Origin of the sequence: Emticicia aquatica (assembly GCF_923079645.1) — a bacterium.
GTDB lineage: Bacteria > Bacteroidota > Bacteroidia > Cytophagales > Spirosomataceae > Emticicia > Emticicia aquatica.
This window is the reverse complement of sequence record NZ_CAKLPY010000006.1, coordinates 14,765-37,135: the sequence shown is the minus strand read 5'-3', so window position 1 is coordinate 37,135 and position 22,371 is coordinate 14,765. Positions and strand designations below refer to the sequence as shown.

The following is a 22,371-nucleotide window of genomic DNA, read 5'->3' as shown; positions in this document are numbered from 1 at the left end:
AAGTATTTCTTTTGTTCTTGAATCCCAAGCAAAAGCAGGATAAATTTTAAATTTAAACAATAGAGATTTTAATATGTTTCAACCATCAATCGTTCATAAAATTAAAATACTTGTTTTTAGTATTTTATGCAGCAATTCTTTTGCTCAAATCATAACCATTCCGATAGAAACCAAGCAAAATGCCTTGGTACTACAAACTGATGCAGAAAACCGATTAGGAATTGTTTATTTTGGCAAAAAACTAAGCAAAACCTCCGAATATACAGGTATCTGGAACGACCATAAATATAACGATGTCAATGCCGCTATCTCTCATTCAGTCTATACACCAAGTGGTTCGTGGAATATGATTGAGCCTGCCCTTACGCTTATTCATGCTGATGGAAATACATCAACCGACCTTAAATATGTGAGTCATAAAGCCGAAAAACAAGGCGAAAACGTATTACTTATAAGGATTTTATTAAAAGACCCTGTTTATGCCACTGAAATTATGCTTTTCTATAAAACCTATTTTGCAGAGAACGTTATTGAGCAATGGTCAACCATAAAAAACAATGAAAAGGGGAATCTTAAAATGAATAAATATGCCTCTGCCAACTTATATTTCATAGCAAATAACTTCTATTTAAAGCATTATCATGGTGGTTGGGGTCGTGAAATGAAGCCCGAAGAAACCAAGCTCACGGCTGGCATCAAAACGCTGGATTCAAAACTCGGCACTCGGGCAAATCTATTTCAACCACCAACTTTTTCGCTATCATTTGATAAACCTGCCACCGAAAATGAAGGCAAGGTTTTGTTCGGAACATTGGCTTGGTCGGGTAACTTCAAAATTGATTTCGAGAAAGATTCTTACTATAATTTGAGACTCATTGCTGGCATAAATTCTCACGCTTCGGAGTATGTTTTGAGCAATAATCAGACATTCAAAACTCCATCATTTATCTATACCTATTCAGAAAACGGAAAAGGCGAAGCCAGCCGAAATATGCACCAATGGGCAAGAAAATACAGGATTTTAGATGGTGAAGGCTCTCGCCTAACACTTTTGAATAATTGGGAGGCAACCTATTTTGATTTTGAGGAACAAAAACTTACGGGACTTTTTAAAGATGCCAAAAAGTTAGGTGTTGATATGTTTTTGTTAGATGATGGCTGGTTTGGCAATAAATATCCTCGTAATGACGACCACGCAGGACTCGGAGATTGGCAAGAAAATCGTAAAAAACTACCCAATGGTATAGGTTATTTGGTAAAAGAAGCAACAAAAGCAGGAGTAAAATTTGGCATTTGGGTTGAACCAGAAATGGTAAGTCCCAAATCAGAACTTTATGAAAATCATAAAGATTGGGTCATTCGTCAGCCCGAAAGACCCGAACATTATTTCCGAAATCAATTGGTTTTAGACTTGACAAATCCTGAAGTACAAGATTATGTTTTTGGTGTTTTAGATAATCTTTTTAACAAAAATCCTGAACTGGCTTTTATCAAATGGGATGCCAATGCTACAATTTTTAACGCACATTCTGCCTATTTGCAAAAACAGAATTTACCCCAAACCCACCTCTATGTTGATTATGTAAAAGGCCTGTACAAGGTTTTGGAGCGAATTAGAGCAAAATACCCAAAAATCCCGATGATGCTTTGTTCGGGTGGCGGTGGCCGAGTAGATTACGAAGCACTCAAATATTTTACTGAATTTTGGTTGAGCGATGATACAGACCCACTTGAAAGAATTTTTATTCAATGGGAAGATTCCTACTTTTTCCCAGCCATTTCACTTTGTAATCATATCACTGATTGGAGCAAAGTTGGCATAAAATACAGAACCGATGTAGCCATGATGGGAAAAATGGGTTATGATATTGTAGTAAATAATTTATCAGAAAAAGAATTACTTTTTAGCCAAAACGCTCTTAAAAAGTATGTTGAATTGAAAGGTACAATTTGGCATGGTGAAATGTATCATTTGGTGAATCCTTGGGAAAATCCTATTGCAGCAATGCAGTTTGTAAGTCAGCAAAAAGACCATGCCGTGATGTTTAGCTACCTCACCACTAATCGTTTTGAGCTATCGTTTACCTCAAAACCTATCAAATTGGAAGGTTTAGATGCTAACAAACAATACAAGGTCAAGGAGATAAACATTTATCCTGATACAGAAAGCATACTGGCAAAAGAGTGTATTTACTCGGGTGAATATCTAATGACAATTGGAGTAAACCCAGATATTACGCTAAAACGTACGAGTGTTGTGTTGGAAATTAATGAAGCAAAATAAATTCGTAGATTTGTAGTTGATATTTGCTAAAATTGAACGTTTTCCATAAAAACTACAAAACCAATAGAAATGAAAGATTTGTTTGAAAAGATACAGGAATTACAATACATACCCAACTATTCCAAGCACGAGCAAATCGTGAATGGAATAATCAATGCTATTGATGAAAAACGGATTTCGCAGGGCGAAATGCTTCCATCGGTCAATGTGATGATTAAAGAAGTTGGGTTTGCAAGAGAAACCATTGTAAAAGCTTATTCGGAACTAAAAAATAGAGGTATTATTGAATCAAAAAATCGTTTAGGGTATTTTGTATCTAACGGAGATACAAGTCAAACCCTCAAAGTAGCTTTATTGATGTTTGCTTTTGATACATTTCAAGAAATTTTTTATCGAAATTTCAGAGAAGGTTTAGGAGAAAATATTCATTTAGACGTTTATTTCCATCATAACAATATTGATGTTTTTGAAACAATACTTACCCATATCAACGGAAAATATGGAATGTATGTAATATCTCCAATTCCACACCCAAAAACAAAAGCTTTACTCCAAACAATTCCATTGAATAAATTCTTAATGTTTGACCGTTATGAGCCAATCGAAGGAGATTTTTGTCATATTACTCAAGAATTTGAGGCATCAAGTTATAAAGCTTTTGTAGAAGTTGCCGATGCAATTAAACAATTTGATGAGATGATGTTTTTCTACAAACCCGCCTCTATCATTCCGATTGAAATTCTCCGAGCCTACAAAAAATTCCTAAAAGATTATAACATAAAAGGGTTCACTTCCAACGAATATAAATCAGGTAGCCTTGAAAAAGGGAAAGTTTACTTTACATTGTCTAATTTAGATTTATGGGCAATGCTGAAAGATTGCAAAGCAAAGAATTTTACTTTAGGAAAAGACATTGGAATTTTGTCTCATAATGATGAACTTGTAAAAGAAATTGTCTTTGATGGTATCACAACCTACTCCGTAGATTTTGGTGAAATGGGCAGAAAAGCTGCCCATTATGTATTGACAAGAGAGAAAATACAAGAAACGATGCCCACTGTTTTGATTAGAAGAAATTCCCTATGAATATATCTGCTCTCCTATATTTTTTGCTTTTCAATGGCATTGTTGCTATCATATCTTGGCGAAAAATCAGGAAAGAAAAGACAATTACTTCCGAAGGCTTTTTCCTGGGAAAAAGAAATCTGAGCTTTGTTTTGGTAGGTAGTTTATTGCTTTTGAGTAATGTGAATGGCGTACAATTTATTGGTGAAAACGAATCCGTTTATATCAATAACATGACCGTCATGGCATGGGGAATGACTTCCATTGTGGCTATGATAATTGTTTCCGAATTTTTTATGCCTATTTATCTTAGAAGCGGTATTATCACAACCCCAGATTTTCTTGAAGAACGCTACGATGCTGCTACAAAAAAGTTTGTTTCCATCATTTTTTTAGTGAGTTATATGGTCAATATGTTGCCAACGGTGTTATATGGTGGGGCTGTTATTTTTAATGGAATCTTCGATTTTTCTGATATTTTAGGCATTAGTAATTTTGCCATGATGTGGATTTTAGTGTGGAGTTTTGGCTTGATTGGTATTATTTATACCCTTGTTGGCGGTATTAAAGTTATTGCTATTTCTGATGCCCTTTTGGGTGTAGGCTTGTTAATTGGTGGTTTGTTTTTACCCTATTTTGGTCTAAAATATTTGGGTAAAGGTAATTTTATGGAAGGAGTTAATATTATTTTATCTTCAAAAACCGAGCATTTCAATGCCATTGGTACTGCGAAAGATGCTATACCTTTCAGTACCCTTTTTACAGGAATGCTACTTGTAAATCTAAATTATTGGGGAATGGAGCAGTATATTGTTCAACGAATTTTGGCTTCAAAAAACTTAGCTGAAAGTCAAAAAGGCATTACTTTAGCAGCCGTAGGCAAACTTCTCGCCCCTTTAATAATTAATATTCCAGGCATTATTGCCGTTCATCTATATCCTACAATAAATAATACTGCCGAAATTTTTCCTCGAATGGCAGGAGATGTATTACCCTCAATTTTGATAGGTTTAATTGCTGCAGTAATTTTTGGTGCGGCTATTACGAGTTTTAATGCAGGACTAAATAGTATCAGCACACTCTTCGTGTTAAATATTTACAAACCTGCTTACGATAAAATGCAAAAACCGTTAAAGGATGAAGCATTAATCAAGATTGGCAGGCGTTTTCAAATTTTTGCAGCATTATTAGCAATGTGTATTGCTCCCTTTATTATGTTTGCTAAAGGAGGCTTTTATAATTATTTGCAAAAAGTGGGAGGAGCATTCAGTGTTCCAATTTTCACGGTTTTGATAATTGGTTTTTTGACTAAAAATGTTCCGCCATTAGCTGCAAAAGTTGGGCTAACTTTTTTTGTTATATGTTATGTGCTAAGTCAATTTGTTTTTGATACTGGCTTGCATTTTCTTCATGTGTTAGCAATTTTGTTTGTTATTACTGTAATAATCATGCTGATAATTGGGAAAGTTCAACCGATGCGAATACCTTATCTACAAAAAGATAGTCATAAAGTTAACTTAGAACCATGGAAAAATCGCCATATTTATTCAGCAATTTTAATAGTTCTGATGATTTTGGTGTTTATTTTATTATCAAAATGGGGAATTGTATGCTGCTAACATAGCTTGACAGTTTCAGGTTACACCGAATTTACAGGTTTTCTAATCACATTAGAAAACCTGTAAATTCGGGATGAATGAAAGTTATCAAGCTATCTTTCATAGCAGACGAACACAATCCAGATGACAGATAATCATAAAGTAATTGTGTCTCGAAGAAAACGAACCTAGTTAAAAGTTCATCTGGCTAACATTTGAGACCCATTAAATCGAAAACTATACCGTTAAATGGAATCTTCAAGGGTTTTTCAGAGACTTCATTCATATTTCAGATGAAATTTTAAATTTTATCAAGAAGAATGAAAAAATACATTCACCTATTACTCTTTTTTACTTATCTGAACACGTATGGACAAGGTATAAGCATTACACCAAACACCCCCTACGCAACTTTTAGTGGTCAAGATATTTCTGTTAGTTTTATTCCTTCTGCTGGAGCATTGGGACCCTACACTATTGAGTTGATTGAAATAGAAGCAAGATATTGTGATTCAAAGATTAATGAGATAACTAAGGCCTCAATAATCTCAAATACTACTTCTGCTACATTAACTATTCCTTGCTGTTTCAAAACAGGGGTTGTCAATAACGGAAATTGTGAGATAGATTATACATATTATTTAAGAGTTAGCAATAATGATGTACTATCCGAAAACTACCCTATTCTCTTATATCCTAATGCAAAACCTATTTTTGGTTTAAATATTTCCCCTACTATGATTTGCGAAAATGAGACCACAAATGTAAGATGGTATTCAAGCGGTGTCAGCGAAAACAATGTATTTAATATAGAATTGTCAGATGTCAATGGTAGTTTTTCTAATCCAAGTTTGCTGGCAACAGTATCAGGTAATAATAGTGATGGACTTAAAATGCAATTGATTAACATCCCACAAGGCACAAATGCAAGTTTAAACTATAAAATACGAGTAACTTCATCAGAACCCTATTCGACAATTACTGGTAAACTTATCGTAAAGCCATCCATCAATTGTGGACCTATAAATTCTTTGTCAATATCAAACTCATCTTCTGTTTGTCAAGGGAATACACATACCATTACTTGGAAAAACAATGGAACAATAGGATTAAATAATGTTTTTACCGCCGAGCTATCAGATAATTTAAATACAGTATCTTACCCACTTGGTAATATTTCATCTCAAACGGCAGAGTCTATGCAAGTCGTTGTTCCAAATAATGTTCCCACTGGTTATTATTATCTAAAGCTACGTGTCAGTAACATTAACGGAAGTTCATATACAAGTTTTAGTTCGAATGGGTTTGGTGTTGGACTATCAAAGCCTATTATAGCTATTGAAAGCAATTGTGAAGGTGGTAAGTTTGAATTATTTGTCTTTTCATACCAACCAGAAAAGAACTACTCCTTTAATTGGAAAAAAGATAGTTTAAACATCAATGCTCAAAACCAAACTACTCAATTTTTAAACGAAGGGAAAGTATATTACACCAGAAATATTGCTCAAAGCAGCGATGCAGGTAATTATTCTTTTACATTAACAAGAAAACAAGATGGTTGTACTGCCGCTTCAGACCCCATATTTATACCGATAAGTTCGGTTATTCCGGCTCCCTCAACAACTCCAGTTACCGTAATAAGTGGCAACACAGCAACATTGGCAGCTTCTAACTGTTCGGGAAGAATCGTGTGGTATAGTTCTGCAACTGCTCAAGATGCCATTGAATCAGGTAGTTTCCTTACACCCGAAATTACTCAACCAACCACTTATTATGCTGCATGTGAGTACGTCCAAGGCGAGAATTATGCCACATGTATAAGTCCTCGTACACCCCTAACTATTAGTTTGACGAGTCATACTCCGCCCAACGCACCTACCTTAAGTATCTCAGCCAATAATTATTGCAGGAATATATCAAACTACCCCACTATTACTGCTTCTGGATGCTCGGGGACTGTTAGATGGTACAAAACATATGAGAGAAATGCAAATTTTTACCTTTATGAAACCACTACTCAAGCTCCACACCAAATAACAATACCTGACGGTGTATATACCATTTTTCCAAAAGATACCACTTACTATTACACAGATTGTAGGATAAATGGTGTCTTGAGTTCTACAAAGAGTGAAATAATTTATATCAATAAATCAATCCCAAATACACCAAATATTTCGCCTAATTCTAACGATTTTCTCAACATCAATAATGGTAGTAATGTGAGATTTGATGCTAAAGGATGTAATGGAACCGTAAAATGGTATGATAGCGATATTGCAATTACCCCTCTTTCAACAGGAACCTCATACATTACACCCAACTTGTTTAATAACACCACAAACAATATCGCAGATTATAAAATCTACTATTCATGCCAAGTAAATGGATGCGAAAGTGAAAGGCAGTCTTCCATCTTTTCTATCTATAAAGACGAAGTTAGGGCTCCTGCCATTGTCTTCGACCAAACCAATCGCCTTTGCAGTGGCAATTCTAAAACGATTTTCGCTCATGGCTGTTCAAATGGAATTGTTCGTTGGTATGATGACCAATTTGATGGTAACTTGATAGGTACTGGACAAAATGTTAATACTCCTGTTTTAAGTTTCAATGAAAATGGTGGAAATGGCTATCGTTACTATGCAGAATGCGAGCTTAGTGGTATCAAAAGCGGTAGGCAAGGAGCGTATTTTTATGTTGTTCGTAACCCTGAGACAATAATGGGTAATCCCTCAGTAATCAATTGTAATACATCTACCACCCTATTTGCAACTGGTTGTAATACTTTTACTACGGATATTTTCATAGTAAAATGGTATAAAGATAATACTTCTTTAGAGCCTATTGGTACCGGTCTTAACTTCGTAACCCCAATCCTGAAGAGTAACACAACCTACTATGTATCCTGTGCAAATGGTAACTGTGAAACTTCTCGTGTACCTGTTCCAATAACCGTTCTTTGCCCACCCGATACACCCGTCGTTTCATCGCATCTGACAACGGTTTGTACAGGAAGTGGCATAAATTTATCGGCTACTGGATGCTCAGGAACTATTAATTGGAGCGATGGCGGTAGCGGAACAAGTCGAGCAAACGTTATTTTTAATGCTTCAATAAGCCTATCGGCTACTTGCACGGTGGGAAATCTGACCAGCGGAGCATCGAATACTTTATTAATTACCGTAAATCCAAAACCTATTTTAGTAATTACAAATCCAGCAGCTGTTTCGCCACCTAATACAATAAACATAACGCTCTTGGCAATAACCGTAGGTAGTACACTACCGCCTAATACTTCTTTGAGATATTACACTGATGCAGATGCCACTATTACACTAAATAATCCTTCGGCGGTAACGACTTCGGGTACATATTTTATCAAAGCAACAACCACCAACGGCTGTTTTGACATTAAACCTGTGGTAGTTGTAATAAATGATTGTAGCACACCGATAGTATTAGTAAGCACCGCCGATGATTATAGTTCAGGAATTCAACTAAAGAAAACTAACGAAACCATCACAGCTACCAATATAGTAACTGCATCTGCTCAAGCTACATATAGGTCAAACAAAAGTATTTTACTTAATGCTGGTTTTAAAGCCCAACCAACAACTGGTGGGTTTTTTAAAGCAGAGATTAGGGGGTGTGATTAAAAATAAAACTTTACGATAATAAAAATGATTTATCATTTTACTAAAAAACAATACCTTTGAGAAATGAGATGTTTGTTGTAGAAAAAGTTTATTCCACCACCCTATTATGATAAAAATTTTACTCATTGATGACCACCAAGTTTTGCTTGATAGTTTGCGTTTACTATTTAATTCTATCGAGAATGTTGAAGTTGTCGGCACACTAAACGATAGTAGAAAAGTGTCTCATTTTCTTAATGATGTAGGTGTCGATATTTTGGTTTCTGATTTACACATGCCTTTTTTTAGCGGAATTGACCTTGCCTTACAATTTAAAAAGACTCATCCAAATCTTAAGATTTTATTACTGACAATGGCAGAAGATGCACAGCACATCCGAGAAGCATTGCGAGCGGGTGTACATGGCTATATTTTGAAAAAAACAGGTAAAGAAGAGCTACACACAGCTATTCTAAAACTGATGGATGGTAAAAAATATTATAGCGAAGCTGTTATTGAAGAATTGGCAGCCACTGCCGATGAGGATTATAACGATGCTCGACCCGAAACGATTGAACATTTGACAGCAAGGGAAGTTGAGATTTTAAAATTGATTACCCAAGAACAATCAACTGCCGAAATCGCCGAAAAACTTTTTATTAGTATTTCGACAGTTGAAACACATCGTGCTAATTTAATGAAAAAACTCAATGTTAAAAGTGCCATTGGTATGGTAAAATTTGCTATCAAACATGGTTTAGTAGATTAAACAGGAATCAACACTTCGCTCCTAATACCCTTATTTTCAATATTTTGCAAATTCCAAATTCCATTTAATGACTCAACTCTTGCCTTAACATTTTTCATTCCTTTTCCATCGCTTTCATTCTTGAATGTACCAATTCCGTTATCAGATATTCTCAATTCTATCTGCTTTTGGCTACGAGAAAGAGATATTTTTGCATCGGTAGCTTTTGAGTGTTTGATGATATTATTAACCAATTCAAGACAGATACTGTATAACTCAAATTCTATTTTATTATCAACCCTCCCAAAACCTTCAGCAATTTGTAAATCGAAATGAATCTTTGAGTTTTTGCTTATTTTTCTAACAAAACTTTGTAGTGTTGGTACGAGTCCTTGTTTTTCAAATTCTTCGGGAAGTAGATTATGCGACAGCAAACGCACATCATTATAGGCTTTTTCGAGGTTCTCTCTGAGGTTTTGATGAATTGCGGTTTCTTCTTGGCTCATCTTCGATTTATCAATCAAATCAACACTCAGCCAAAGTGCTGACAACGTACTACCCAGATTATCGTGCAAATCAGCGGCTACACGTTTACGTTCGATGGTTTGTCCTTGAAGGAGAGCGGCTTGGAGTTCGGCATTTTGTTTGTGTAGAGTTTCTTGTTTTTCTTTGGCAATACGTTGAAACTCAGTCAGATTATCTGATAGTTGCAAATAATTCCTCTTATATTCGGTAGCTAATATGTATGATATTGCCATCGGGACAGCCAATAATGCTATATCGAAAGCCATTTCCTGAAGTATCCAAGGTTTATTTACAGAATCTCTAATCAGAATATAAATGGTCATTCCAACGAAAAACAATATTGCCGCAATTGTTATACTGACTGCTTCTTTCTTCCCATTCCGATAGGCTTTAAATGAAATAAAGGGTATGTAAAAACATAGAAAGAGTTTGGTTAAAACAAAGCCAAATAACTGACCTGTTTTATAAGGATAAATCATTGTCGGAACAGTAATCAAAAAACAAACTACAATGATATAGAAAAACTTATCTCTCTTCAATTCCAATAAAAAATATAAGGCAATCAACACACATAAATCAGCGATTGGGCTGACCAAAAGATGGGTAATTGTTAGAAGATTACGATAATATAAATCATTGATAAAATAGGTAATATTCGAAGAAAATAGCGTATATGCTGTAAAAAATGTATAGATTCCAAAAAACAAATTAGCTTTTTTATGCCTATATTGGAAAAATAATAAAAGGTGGAATGCTGCAATGAAAAGGAAAATCCCCGTTTTTATATGACCTGAATTATGAGCTCTTAGTGATAGGCTATTAATTATATCACTGGAAATAACAGCATTTTCTACGTAATTAATAACTGCCTTAAATGCGGGATTTGGAAAATTCAAATCGGATACTAAGAAAGTATTAGGATACGAAAATCTTACTGCTAAACTATTATTTTGTTGAGCGATTAATGGAAATGAAATTTGCTCGCCCATAGGGTCATAGCCTTTTATTTCTTCTGTATTTTTTGATACACGTCCAAATTTATGAATCAATTTACCATTTAGGTATATTTCACTTGCCCCTGTTTGTTTTACAATGAGTGCCAAAAATTTATTGTCGAATTCAATTTTTGGCAATAATTTAAGTCTCAACCAAATAATATTACCTACTTTTAATGACTTCAAATCCATCACATCTTTCGTTGGGTCAATACTCTCCCATTTACTATCATCAAAGTCGGGTTTTGCAAAATCGGGGTTATCACCTGCATGAAATTTCCAGCCTTTATTTAGTAAAACACCTTCTTTTGGCAAACTATCTATACGAAAAACTTCTTTTTGAGCATAAACGCCCAAATCAAATATTAAAAACCAGCTAAGTATTAAAAGTTTTCTCATAACCTAAATTGGTATGGCTATCTGTGACTTTGTACCTTTATTTTCTTTCGATTCTATATCCCAAATCCCATTCAATGATTTTACTCTTGCCTTAACATTTTTCATTCCTTTTCCATCACTTTCATTCTTGAATGTACCAATTCCGTTATCAGATATTCTCAATTCTATCTGCTTTTGGCTACGAGAAAGAGATATTTTTGCCTCAGTAGCTTTTGAGTGTTTGATGATATTATTGACTAATTCGAGGCAAATACTGTAAAGTTCAAACTCTATTTTATTATGAACCCTCCCAAAACCTTCAGCAATTTGTAAATCGAAATGAATCTTTGAGTTTTTGCTTATTTTTCTAACAAAACTTTGTAGTGTTGGTACGAGTCCTTGTTTTTCAAATTCTTCGGGCAGTAGGTTATGTGACAATAAACGCACATCATTATAGGCTTTTTCGAGATTTTCTCTGAGGTTTTGATGAATTGCGGTTTCTTCTTCGTTCATCTTCGATTTATCAATCAAATCAACACTCAGCCAAAGTGCTGACAACGTACTACCCAGATTATCATGCAAATCAGCAGCTACACGTTTGCGTTCGATGGTTTGTCCTTGAAGGAGAGCGGCTTGGAGTTGGGCGTTTTGTTTTTCGAGGGTTTTGTTTTGAATTTTAAGAATTTGCTGTTTTTCGGTAGAGAGTTTTTCTACTTCATTTAGCTTTTGAACTAAACTCTTACTGGTTCGAGTATATTCACTTGCCAACATGAGTGAAAAACAAATAGGAACGCTTGTCAAACATAAATTCGCAAAAAACGTAATTCCGAACTCTGAATACGGTAATATATGAAATGCTATTAGATACCACACAACCAAAAATACGATATAAAGTATATAGCCCGCAAAAATGTACCATCCCGCAGTTTTTCCACTTCCGATTGTTTTTATGGATAATCTTATTGACTCAATAGCAAGAAACCCAGCAAGAACTAAATTATAGTAAAATATACCAAAATTAGGACTATAACAGCAAATCGGATATGCAGATAAAAAGACAAAAATGCCTACCCAGAACATTATCTTTTTGGGAAGTCTTAAAAAATCATAAATAATAAGGAAAGTCAATATAGCAATAAATGTCGATAGAATAATTATCCAACTTGTTTCAATGTACAATGATGTAGCCGAAAGTGGCAAGTTACTGACAAGGTTTTCAAAATGATAAATAATAACATTACAAAGTGCATAAAGACTAATATAGAGGTTTGATTTTTGTTTGGGATAAGAAATGAAAAAGAAAAAATGGATTAAGAACAAAAAAAGAAATAATCCTACCTTCAAATAATCAAGCAGGGCATAATCATTTTTATTTTTTGCAAAACTTTCAATAGAATTATCTAAAACAACCAGTCGTGCTTTAAAAGCATTATATTTTTTTGGTTTATGTTTTAACAAAATAGGCGGATTAACAAATGAAAATCGAACACAAATCGTTTGCATACCAGCATTTTTAAAAACAATACTATAAAGCTGACCATTGGGCAATCGAATTTGCTCCTTATCTTTTTCTTGACTCACTACTCCTATCTTATGAATCAGAGCATTATTGAGATAAATTTCCGATGCCAAGGTTTGGTCAATTTCAAGTGCAAGGGCTTTATTTACGAATGAAGAGTCAATGATAAAATTTAACCTTAAATATCCAATTCTTGCTTTTTTTATCTGAGGCAAATCCATCACATCTTGTGTAGGGTCTATACTCTCCCATTTGCTATCATCAAAGTTAAATTTTGCAAAATTGGGGTAATAACCAGCATGAAATTTCCAACCTTTATCAAGTAAAACACCTTCTTTCGAAAGATTATCTATGTGAAAAATTTCTTTTTGGGCATAAACACCAAACGATATTAGTAGTACAATCAGAAAGATACTTTTTTTCATAGTTAATAGAGTATTTAGGCATAAACTCCTTGAAATTTCTACAATAGCCCTCACATTTCCAAACATCACCCTCAAATATCATGGTAAACCATGAGTAAAAAATCATGGTTTACCACTACAAAATTTCATGGTAAACCATGAAAGATTATTTTTTGCCAAAATATCAACTTTGTAACATAAACTAAACCTCAACAAAATGGCTGTGGAACTAACAAAACGTGAACAAGAAATATTGGAATTGATAGCCAGCGAACTCACAACCGAACAGATTGCCCAAAATCTACATATCAGTATTCCGACCGTAGAAAGCCATCGACGAAATATGTTTCGTAAGCTCGGTGTGCAGTCGGTGGTAGGTTTGGTGAAAGAAGCCCTAAAAAATAATTGGATAAAAGTTTAGAACTCAAAACAACAATGCTATGGAAAATGTAATTTCAATAGGTGGTTTTCGCTCGGTAAGACCCAACGAAATAGTTTTATTAGAAGCCGATATTAATTATACCGTTGTTCATTTCAGAGACGGTGAGAAATTTATCGTTGCAACACCTCTCAAAATCTTACAATCTCGTTTTGAGCCTTTCAATTTTTATCGCACACACAAATCTTATATGGTTAATCTTGAATTTGTAATGAGCTATTTAGAGCCACATAAACAATTACAACTTGCTGATAATAAAAAGGTTATCGTTTCGAGAAGACGAGTAAATGGATTAAAAAAACATCTTATGATTACTCAAAATTACCTTTAAATCAAAATTTCCACCGTTAAATCGAATTTTAAATATTTGTGTACTGATTATTATAAAATTTGAAGTACTGATGTTTCGTATAAACTTATTTTTTTCTAAAAAATCTAATTAAAAATCAATTTACAACCTTCAAACCTATATTACAATGAAAACAAATACTTTTATTCTCATCGTAGCAGCTTACAGTTTATTACTTGGTTTACCTGCTGTCTTTGTACCTGTAATGGCTTCTGAGTACTTTGGCAAGCCCTTACCGACTTCTAATGAATTATCCCTATTCAACTTCTTAGGTGGGTATCAGCTTGTTATGGGCTTTTTGGGTTACGCCGCTTATCGTTCAAACGAAAAAACTACTCGCCGAGCTTGGCTACTTGCCGTAGCATTCCTTACAATTCTTGCCGAAATAGTATATTTCTACAATCTAAATGTTCGACAAATCCCTCCACATAAAACCATTGTAATGGATATGGCAATTTGGGGATTAATGGCTATCGGAGCATTATTTTTTTGGAATAAAGAAAAATAATCTAAAGTTAATTCACTCATAATCAAACACTTAAATCGCTAAAAATATGACAACCAAACGTTACCTTTCGCTTATCGTACAGGCTATTTATGTTCTTATCACAGCCTTACAACTCATTTTTGTACCCAATATGCTTTTAAGTATGTTCGGTTTTCCTCCTACTTCCGAAATCTGGATAAAGGTTCTTGGTGTAGTGCTTATTGCATTTTCAACAGTCTATTATGGAATCATCAAGTTTGGCAATGATGAAGTTGTAAAATACACAATATGGGGTAGAATAATCGTCGGTATTGGCTTTGTTATATTGGTCATTTCGGGGCAAACTTTACCAGCTTTAATTCTTTTTGCAGGAATCGACATTGCGACTGCTGTCTGGACATGGTTTGAACTAAAATAGCTTGATTCAGAAATTTTAAACTCACCAATTAAAAACATATACAAATTAATTACACATGAAATTCTCTATTCTCACTTTCGCAATTATGGCAATTAGCCTAACGAGCATCGCTCAGAAAAAATCACCGATAGATGGCAACTGGATATTGGTTGAAAAAAATGGACAAAAACTAAATTTTCAAAATCATCAATTCAAGACCTATAATCAAGGGTATTTCTCAGTGATTATTCTAAAAAACGACGGTACGTTTAATAGTGCTTATGCAGGTCCATTTAGCATAAAAGGAAACGTCTATACCGAAACTTATAAATATGGTTCAAAACCCGAATGGTTTGGCTGGACGGGCGAACAAGAATGGAAAATAAAAGGAGATACGCTACACATGGTTGGCCATAACCGAATTATTGACCCCGAAGGTAAAGAACACCCAAAAACCGAATGGAGTCAGTTTGTAGAAAAATGGGTACGAGTAAAATAATTTGTAAGTGTTTTCGATATGACTGTTTGTTTTTTTCTAAAAGAGAAAAACTTTATTGACAATAAAAAAGCAAAATTCAATCATGAAAAAAATCATTTTTATCATCTCAATATTAACAGCTTCCTTATCAGGTTTTTCTCAAACTACCGAAAGCAATGACCTAAAGGTTGTCCTTGAAAACTTAACCCGTACGAAAGTTGATTTGATAAAAGCAACAGAAAACCTAAGCACTGCTCAGTGGAACTTCAAAGAATCGGCTGAGCGGTGGAGCATTGCCGAAATTGTAGAGCATTTAAGTATCTGGGAAATTTTATGGAATAAAGAGTTACAAGTAATGACTCAAAATAAACCACAACCAGAACTTAGAGCAACTTGCCAGCCTGATAGCTATTACAAGGAGTTTATCATGGAAGAAAAACAGCACGTTTCGGCTGACATAACGCACCCAAAAGGCTTTATAAAAGATCAAAATACCATTGTGTGGTTTACAAAATTTCGTGATATTAATATCAAGTTTGCCGAAAATCTAAAAATTGATATGAGAGATTATTTTGAGCGAACAGCTACGCAAAATCCTCGAAATATGTACAATGTTTATATCTACGTTTCGGGGCATATAGACCGACATATTCGCCAAATCAACAAAGTAAAAGCTCATCCAAATTATCCAAAATAAATTTTCGAGACATAATAAACCTATTAAAACAATGAAAAAACTCATCATTTCAGCTCTTTGCTTCATTGCGGCCATTCAGTTCTCATTTGCACAGTCAAATGTCGAGCAATTACTCTCAAAGTTAGAGGAAGAATACCGCCAAGATCCAGCCACATTCTTTAAAAAACACGCTGCTGATGATTTCGTATTCATCAATGCCGAAGGTGGTTCGTGGGACAAAAATAAAACCATTCAATCGGTTTCAAGAGGTAAATTAGAAGAAGTCAGTTTAAGCGATAAAACCTATAAAACCTTTGGCAACATAACAATAGTAAATGGCATCAATAAATCTCGTTGGAATTTTGGTCAAGTAACCGTCAACTATACAGATGCTTTTACTTATATCTACCAAATCAACGGAAATGATGTCAAATGGATTTCGGCTCAACATTCATTGGTTACGCCCAAAGACCGCAACAAAGCTATTTATCGAGAAATGAATCAAGCATTTAACAAAAGACAAATTTCAGATTTTGGGAAATACTACGCTGATTCTTTCGAAATAAAGGGTATTGGGAAGGGTCCAAAAGCTCTTGAAGAGTTTTATAAGAAAAACTTAACTGGTTTTCCTGATTTACAAATAAATATAATAGAAATTATTGCTGAAGGAGATTTGGTATTTGCTCGCTGCGAAAATACTGGCACTCAAACTGGTGAATTCAATGGTATAAAACCTACTGGAAAATCGGGTAAAGTTTCGCATTGGACAGTCAATCGTTTTAATGCCGAAGGTAAAATGATAGAAGGTTGGAATCTAAATGATAATTTATCTATGATGCAACAATTAGGAGTCATCAAATAGATGATAAACGCCTTTCAGCAGAATAAAAGCTTACAAAGAAATTTGTAGGCTTTTTGTTCTTTCTCCGTAATTTTACTAAATGCACTTGTTTAAAATTAGCTTTTGATTTTCATATTAAACGAACAGCAAAAGTTAATGGCAATATAATTGAATATAAACCAATTTTGAACCTCTTTTTCAATTATATTCTTGAACTACCTATGCATCCAAGGATTAGCAGGTTTAACTTTTTGATGTAAAACCTTTATCAACAAATAACTGTAACATTTTGAATCAGAACTCGGCCCGTATGCTAAGAATTTAGATTTAAATTTGATTTTTCCTCTTTGATCATTTTCATTCTATACTTTATTTTCAAAATTTATCAAATCAAAGAGGGTCTTTCTTGTTTGCTTTTTCCTCTAAATTTTAATATTCTCATTTTTTTTAATAGTAATTTCTCAAAATGGAGTTGTTTTTTTCTGGAGATAAACGGACATTCATCCTCAAAGACTTTTTCCTTAAACAAATATCAATAATGTAACTAGCAGTGTTTTAATAAAGGCTTTTATGTGTTACATAATGCAAAGCAGACCTACAAAAACGGAGTTTTTCTTGTCTTGAAATCGCCACTTTACACGTGTAAACTGTCACTATTTACGTAAAAACAAACTCAAATTACGTAATTAGAAGAATTGCATGACTTTTTTATTTAAACAAAAATTATTATTCTCAAAATTCTTATGATTCCACCCAGAATCATGTCATTTCTAAAATGAATCTACTTGATTCCATTTTGAATCAGCTGGATTTATAGTATTCAACTACACAGTTACTTTATTTTAATAATGATTGATATTAATCAACCTGCTAAATATTTGTAAAGTGTAGGTTTTGAAATATTTAGAGCATCACAGATTTCTTTAATAGGATTCTTTGCATCGTACATCTGACGAGCCATTTTTTGCTTGGCCTCATTGAGCTTCTTTGGACGACCGCCGACTCGACCACGACTACGAGCGGCTGTCAACCCTGCCATTGTCCGCTCCTGGATAAGGTTTCGTTCAAATTCGGCTAAAGCTCCAAAGAGATGAAAAACCAAGCGACCACCACTGGTGCCTGTATCGAAGCCTTCTTGAATACTCTTAAAAGCTACACCCTGACTATCAAGATAATTTACCCACTCGATTAAATCTTTCAAGCTGCGACCCAATCGGTCGAGCCGCCAAACGACCAAAGTATCGCCTTTGCGTAAATGCTCTTTGAGTTTATTCAACTCTGGGCGTTCGGCGACTGTGCCACTAATTTTTTCAATAAATATTTTCTCGCAGCCCGCAGCCGTAAGAGCATCAGATTGTAAGTTTGGATTTTGGTCGAGAGTCGAAACCCGAGCGTAGCCGATTAGCATGATAAAAGTAAATTTAACCGTTAATCAGCAAAGATATTTAACGTAGAATAGTTTACCAAGTTTATTTACTTAAAATCAAATAAAAAAGGCCCGATTTAGTCGAGCCTTTTTTGAGTAAAGGAAACGGTGGTTTTGTTAACAATATAAAAAGGACGACCTCTAAAATACTATTTTGTATTGGATAAATGATAAACAATACAAAAATTACAACAAAACTTTTGTATATTTGAGAGTTATCGGTCATGCAATTCCCTCGCTTCGTTCATGGAACAATTAAAACGTAAATATTATGCAACGTAGGACATTTATAAAAAATTCAACACTTACAGTTATAAGCGTTAGTGCTTTTGGGGCTTTAAACTGGAATGGGAAAAACTTTGAGGGAGATACCCCTACGACTACTGATATTCTTGGTCCGTTTTATAGACCCAACTCACCATTGCGTTCAAATCTAAGGCTTGCCAATACCAAAGGAATACCAATAGTTTTGAAAGGTCACATCTTTAAGGAGGATAGAAAAACCCCTATTCATAATGCATTAGTTGAAATCTGGCATTGTGATGAAAACCAGGTGTATGATAACACCTCTGACGAATACAAATATCGTGGTGGGCAAAGAACCAAAACGGATGGAAAGTATGAGTTTAAATCTATATTGCCAGTTCCTTATAAAGCCGACCCAATGGACGAATCGTCCTGGCGACCTTCACACATACACATGAGAGTTTCTGTACCAAATCAACAAGACTTAATTACTCAGCTTTATTTCAAAGGCGAGAAGTATGTGAATACTGACAAATGGGCTTCAGACCCTAAAGCTGTAAACAGAATTCTTTCAATCACTAAAAATAATTCAGGTGAAAGTGAAATTATTTTCAATGTGATTATGAGCAGAGAAATTCCCCTTGACAAAAAAGCGTATGAAAAAGTAACTGGACTTTATGATGTTGGTAAGGGAAACTTTTGTGAGTTTATCAAAAATGATGACTTGCTATTTATGAAGTATAACGGACAGCTCGTAGCAAGCTTAAAATATATTGGCAACAATACTTTCGAAGGTGGAATAGAATTTCCCAAAGTCACTTTTGACCTTCAAAAAGATGGTGGGGTTAAAGCCGTTATTAACTGGACAAATACAGAAACTGATAATGGAATAAAATATTTGAAATACAATGAAAAATAGCCTGCACACAACAAAAGTATTGCTGCAACTGGGGCTTGACGGAAGAACAATCTGCAGCAGTGCATATCCGGGCTTTATATCCGGCGGACGGAATTCTGTTGGTCATTATTTCTAAATATCAATTTTAGTCAATAAATTTAGCTTCAGTACCGAGCAGACAGTTGGTCAATACCCCAACTGCAGCAATACTCGGTCGTTAGCGGTCATGCAATTCCCTCGCTTCATTTATAGAACAATTAAAACATAAATCAATGATAAAACACATTACTTTTCTACTTCTTGTCTTAACGACATTTTCTGGATTTGCACAAAAAAATGCTTCCTGGTATAATCATACTCTATTGGATGTGCAGAACTTGGAAAGTAGTGTAGCTTTTTACACCAAAGTCTTTCAGGTAGACACCATACCGTATCCCTTTCCTCCAAGCCCTCAATACATTGTAAAATGGTTGAGAGTTGGTGAGGGTATTGAACTCCATTTATCACAGTGGGTCAACGACACCACTAAAGTTATCAGTGACGTATCTTCAGAACCAAGACATGTAGGTTTTGTACACTTAGGTTTTATGGTAATTTCTATGGATGCTTTTCTGAAGAGGCTTATGGAAGTAAGCAGCGATTACAAATCAGGCAAATACAAGCAGCCGATTATTGACAGAATGCCCTACGGTGCGAAAACTATCGAGATAAAAGACCCTGATGGAAACGAAATACACGTTATAGAAGCAATGCCTGCAAACAAAAGCACGAACCGCTAACAGTGTGTTTATAAAATTGTGTCCGGACATTAAGCACTCAACTATAAATCGCTATTTTGCTTTTGTGATTAATTGAAACTGAAGTTTTTGAAATGCCACAACTTCATAAACACTTTAACGTTATCTCTCCCAAACCATAAAATTTCCACTGACCTTTATTTCGTCAGTTTTCAAAGCCTTTTTTAAACCTTCCAGTCGCTTCAAATCGTCTTCCAAGTTTAAAGAGGGCTTTCTGTCTAATTCACGTTCTAAGGTTCTTAATCTGACTTGCTAAATTTTTATTTTCATGCTGCCAAGTACCTTTCTGGTAATCGCTCATGCGAGCATAATTTGCATTACCAGTACGAAGCTCCGATTCGATACTATGCAGCTTTCTCGATATACGCACGACTTCGTTGTTGTATTCTTAGCGTTGGGTAGCTATTTGTATTTATAAAATCTCAATTTCTTGCTTTTGGGCTGAGTTGTTTTTTTTCTCTACAAAGAAATCAAAGCCCTGGATAAATTCTTTTTCAATGGTTTTTCCAGTTTTCATCACTGCACCTTCAAAATAATTCAAGTTCGTAGTCGGTTGTATTTGCATTTTGAGCGATGGCAAGTAATAAGCCATTAATTGGTTGAGAATCTGTAATTGGCCAGAGCAATACCAATGATAGTAAAATTTTACTCAAAATCAAAAATTCATTCAGACACATACGTCCGTTTATAGCTGAACAAAAATAGTTTAACAACTCTTACTTGATAAATTGCTGTTAAAAAACGGGAGATGTTAATATTCGTAGGAAGAATCAAACAAGAATGACCCTCTTTGATTTGATAAATTTTGAAAATAAAGTATAGCAATGAAAATGATAAAAGAGGAAAAAACAAACATTGAATATAATTTTCTATTCTCAGCATAAAAGTCAGAAAATTCCAAATATATTTTTTATGAATTCATAGGTCGGAAATCCAAATTCCTCTACCACTTTGCCCTCAAGGCAATAAACACCTCGCCCACGAAATGTATGTTTTTCGAGCGAAGGCGGAAAATGTGTGGTATCAAAAAACTTCGAGAAAATCTTCTATAAGTAGTGTATACTTGTTAATGAATAATTAGATGTAAGGCATGATTTAATAAGGCAAATAACTACGCCCCGTTTATGAATATCATCTATCATTGAAAGATTTAACCCTATTCCCATTACATAAGAAGTGACTGTTTACACATAATATCGATGTTTTCGTGAACAGACGCTAACTTATGCCATTTGTTAATAAAAATGATTACGTGTTTATTGCAATCTACCGTAAGATAAATAAATTACATAAATCTTGTTTGATTCTATCCTTTACTATTACTTGCATCGAAACACTATTCCACCCCCATAAACTGCTATGAGATTCATACTAACATTAAGACCATTTACCGATAAACAACTGCTCATCTTCAATTATCAATACCCTTTTATGGCTTGGGTTTATGGCCGTTTGAATGAAGCTGACCAACAATACGCTGAGTTTCTGCACCAAAAAGGCTATCAAGTTCATCATTCTCTTAAAAACTTTAAACATTTCACTTTCTCCAATTTTCAAATTACCCGATTGGCTCAACCCATCAAGTCTGGCGATAGTTATATGAAACTAAGCGATGAGCCAATAAAGGTTTTGGTTTCGTTTTATATTGATAAAGCTGCCGAAGATTTCATTGTCGGACTCTTCCGAAATCAGACTGTCAATATTTATGATAATACCTATCGAGCAAGTTTCAATATTGAGCGAATCGAATCATTGCCCAACGAAAACTTTGACAACCAAACTGTTACACTACAAACCATCTCGCCTATTGTGGTTGCCCGCAAAAAAACAGATGGCAAAGATGAATACCTAAGCCCCGAAGACCCAGAGTTTGCTACTTATTTTGCATATAATCTGATGGAAAAATACAATAGCGTCAACCCCAATGCTATGAAAGTTGATGTTGAAACGGCAGCTCGATTGGTAAAATTTCACTTACTCAAAAAAGATAAACTTAAAAGCCGTTTGGTGGCCATCAAACAAGACAAAGCCAGCGAAACCAAAGTAAGAGCATTCACCAATTTTAGTTTTGAAGTATCGGCTCCTGCCGAAGTGTTGGAAGTTGGATTTTTTGGCGGTTTCGGCAAACACTCCGCCAATGGCTTTGGCTGTTGCGAAGTTGTCGGCAAATAAACTTTTACTTACAA

The 22,371-nt window shown here is 34.6% G+C and carries 20 protein-coding genes; 15 read left to right on the top strand and 5 right to left on the bottom strand.

The window, feature by feature from the left end:
- Positions 1-73: 73 nt before the first annotated feature.
- From MJQ71_RS19385 to MJQ71_RS19365, 5 genes are all read left to right on the top strand, one after another.
- A complete protein-coding gene (locus tag MJQ71_RS19385; protein WP_238808595.1) occupies positions 74-2,284 on the top strand; it encodes an alpha-galactosidase in 2,211 nt (736 codons plus the stop codon).
- Between the two features lie 69 nt (positions 2,285-2,353).
- A complete protein-coding gene (locus MJQ71_RS19380) occupies positions 2,354-3,370 on the top strand; it encodes a GntR family transcriptional regulator (protein ID WP_238808594.1) in 1,017 nt (338 codons plus the stop codon).
- On the top strand, positions 3,367-4,968 hold the full coding sequence (locus MJQ71_RS19375; protein ID WP_238808593.1) for a solute:sodium symporter family transporter: 1,602 nt from the start codon (positions 3,367-3,369) through the stop codon (positions 4,966-4,968). Before MJQ71_RS19380 ends, MJQ71_RS19375 begins: the two co-directional genes overlap by 4 nt.
- Before the next feature lie 299 nt (positions 4,969-5,267).
- Positions 5,268-8,603, top strand: a complete 3,336-nt coding sequence (locus tag MJQ71_RS19370) for an Ig-like domain-containing protein (RefSeq protein WP_238808592.1) — start codon at positions 5,268-5,270, stop codon at positions 8,601-8,603.
- Positions 8,604-8,709: 106 nt separating this feature from the next.
- A complete protein-coding gene (locus MJQ71_RS19365; RefSeq protein WP_238808591.1) occupies positions 8,710-9,351 on the top strand; it encodes a response regulator in 642 nt (213 codons plus the stop codon).
- Here the strand turns inward: MJQ71_RS19365 and MJQ71_RS19360 are convergent.
- Together MJQ71_RS19360 and MJQ71_RS19355 are read right to left on the bottom strand one after the other, a co-directional pair.
- A complete protein-coding gene (locus MJQ71_RS19360) occupies positions 9,348-11,249 on the bottom strand; it encodes a sensor histidine kinase (RefSeq protein WP_238808590.1) in 1,902 nt (633 codons plus the stop codon). The two genes, MJQ71_RS19365 and MJQ71_RS19360, sit on opposite strands and share 4 nt — an antisense overlap.
- A 3-nt stretch (positions 11,250-11,252) precedes the next feature.
- Complete coding sequence (locus MJQ71_RS19355) at positions 11,253-13,172, bottom strand: sensor histidine kinase (protein ID WP_238808589.1); 1,920 nt, start codon at positions 13,170-13,172, stop codon at positions 11,253-11,255.
- A gap of 196 nt (positions 13,173-13,368) precedes the next feature.
- On the opposite strand from MJQ71_RS19355, the gene MJQ71_RS19350 reads away from it, so the two are divergent.
- From MJQ71_RS19350 to MJQ71_RS19320, 7 genes are all read left to right on the top strand, one after another.
- Entirely contained in the window at positions 13,369-13,572 is a 204-nt protein-coding gene (locus tag MJQ71_RS19350) for a response regulator transcription factor (protein ID WP_238808588.1), read from the top strand.
- A 19-nt stretch (positions 13,573-13,591) separates the two neighbouring features.
- On the top strand, positions 13,592-13,921 hold the full coding sequence (locus tag MJQ71_RS19345; RefSeq protein WP_238808587.1) for a LytR/AlgR family response regulator transcription factor: 330 nt from the start codon (positions 13,592-13,594) through the stop codon (positions 13,919-13,921).
- 145 nt (positions 13,922-14,066) lie between these two features.
- Entirely contained in the window at positions 14,067-14,447 is a 381-nt protein-coding gene (locus MJQ71_RS19340; RefSeq protein WP_238808586.1) for a hypothetical protein, read from the top strand.
- A 46-nt stretch (positions 14,448-14,493) separates the two neighbouring features.
- On the top strand, positions 14,494-14,844 hold the full coding sequence (locus tag MJQ71_RS19335) for a hypothetical protein (protein WP_238808585.1): 351 nt from the start codon (positions 14,494-14,496) through the stop codon (positions 14,842-14,844).
- A 55-nt stretch (positions 14,845-14,899) separates the two neighbouring features.
- Positions 14,900-15,322 (top strand): hypothetical protein, encoded by a 423-nt coding sequence (locus tag MJQ71_RS19330; protein WP_238808584.1) that lies wholly within the window; start codon positions 14,900-14,902, stop codon positions 15,320-15,322.
- Positions 15,323-15,404: 82 nt separating this feature from the next.
- Positions 15,405-15,998 (top strand): DinB family protein, encoded by a 594-nt coding sequence (locus tag MJQ71_RS19325; RefSeq protein WP_238808583.1) that lies wholly within the window; start codon positions 15,405-15,407, stop codon positions 15,996-15,998.
- Positions 15,999-16,029: 31 nt separating this feature from the next.
- Positions 16,030-16,839 carry an ester cyclase gene (locus tag MJQ71_RS19320; RefSeq protein WP_238808582.1) on the top strand — a complete coding sequence of 270 codons (810 nt, stop codon included), beginning with the start codon at positions 16,030-16,032 and terminating at the stop codon, positions 16,837-16,839.
- A gap of 841 nt (positions 16,840-17,680) precedes the next feature.
- On the opposite strand, the gene MJQ71_RS19315 is transcribed toward MJQ71_RS19320, so the two are convergent.
- The gene (locus tag MJQ71_RS19315) at positions 17,681-18,226 is read right to left on the bottom strand and encodes a recombinase family protein (protein ID WP_238808581.1); all 546 of its coding nucleotides are present in this window, start codon (positions 18,224-18,226) and stop codon (positions 17,681-17,683) included.
- A 289-nt stretch (positions 18,227-18,515) separates the two neighbouring features.
- Between MJQ71_RS19315 and MJQ71_RS19310 the strand changes: the two genes are divergently transcribed.
- Positions 18,516-19,409, top strand: a complete 894-nt coding sequence (locus MJQ71_RS19310) for a dioxygenase family protein (RefSeq protein ID WP_238808580.1) — start codon at positions 18,516-18,518, stop codon at positions 19,407-19,409.
- Positions 19,410-19,660: 251 nt separating this feature from the next.
- Positions 19,661-20,167 carry a VOC family protein gene (locus MJQ71_RS19305; protein WP_238808579.1) on the top strand — a complete coding sequence of 169 codons (507 nt, stop codon included), beginning with the start codon at positions 19,661-19,663 and terminating at the stop codon, positions 20,165-20,167.
- A 430-nt stretch (positions 20,168-20,597) separates the two neighbouring features.
- Here the strand turns inward: MJQ71_RS19305 and MJQ71_RS20920 are convergent, their stop codons facing one another.
- Together MJQ71_RS20920 and MJQ71_RS19300 are read right to left on the bottom strand one after the other, a co-directional pair.
- The gene (locus MJQ71_RS20920; protein WP_290370196.1) at positions 20,598-20,726 is read right to left on the bottom strand and encodes a hypothetical protein; all 129 of its coding nucleotides are present in this window, start codon (positions 20,724-20,726) and stop codon (positions 20,598-20,600) included.
- Positions 20,713-20,862, bottom strand: coding sequence for a hypothetical protein (locus MJQ71_RS19300; protein WP_238808578.1), 150 nt, complete (start codon positions 20,860-20,862; stop codon positions 20,713-20,715). Before MJQ71_RS19300 ends, MJQ71_RS20920 begins: the two co-directional genes overlap by 14 nt.
- 682 nt (positions 20,863-21,544) lie before the next feature.
- Between MJQ71_RS19300 and cas6 the strand changes: the two genes are divergently transcribed.
- Positions 21,545-22,357 (top strand): CRISPR-associated endoribonuclease Cas6, encoded by an 813-nt coding sequence (gene cas6, locus MJQ71_RS19295; protein WP_238808577.1) that lies wholly within the window; start codon positions 21,545-21,547, stop codon positions 22,355-22,357.
- Positions 22,358-22,371 lie beyond the last annotated feature (14 nt).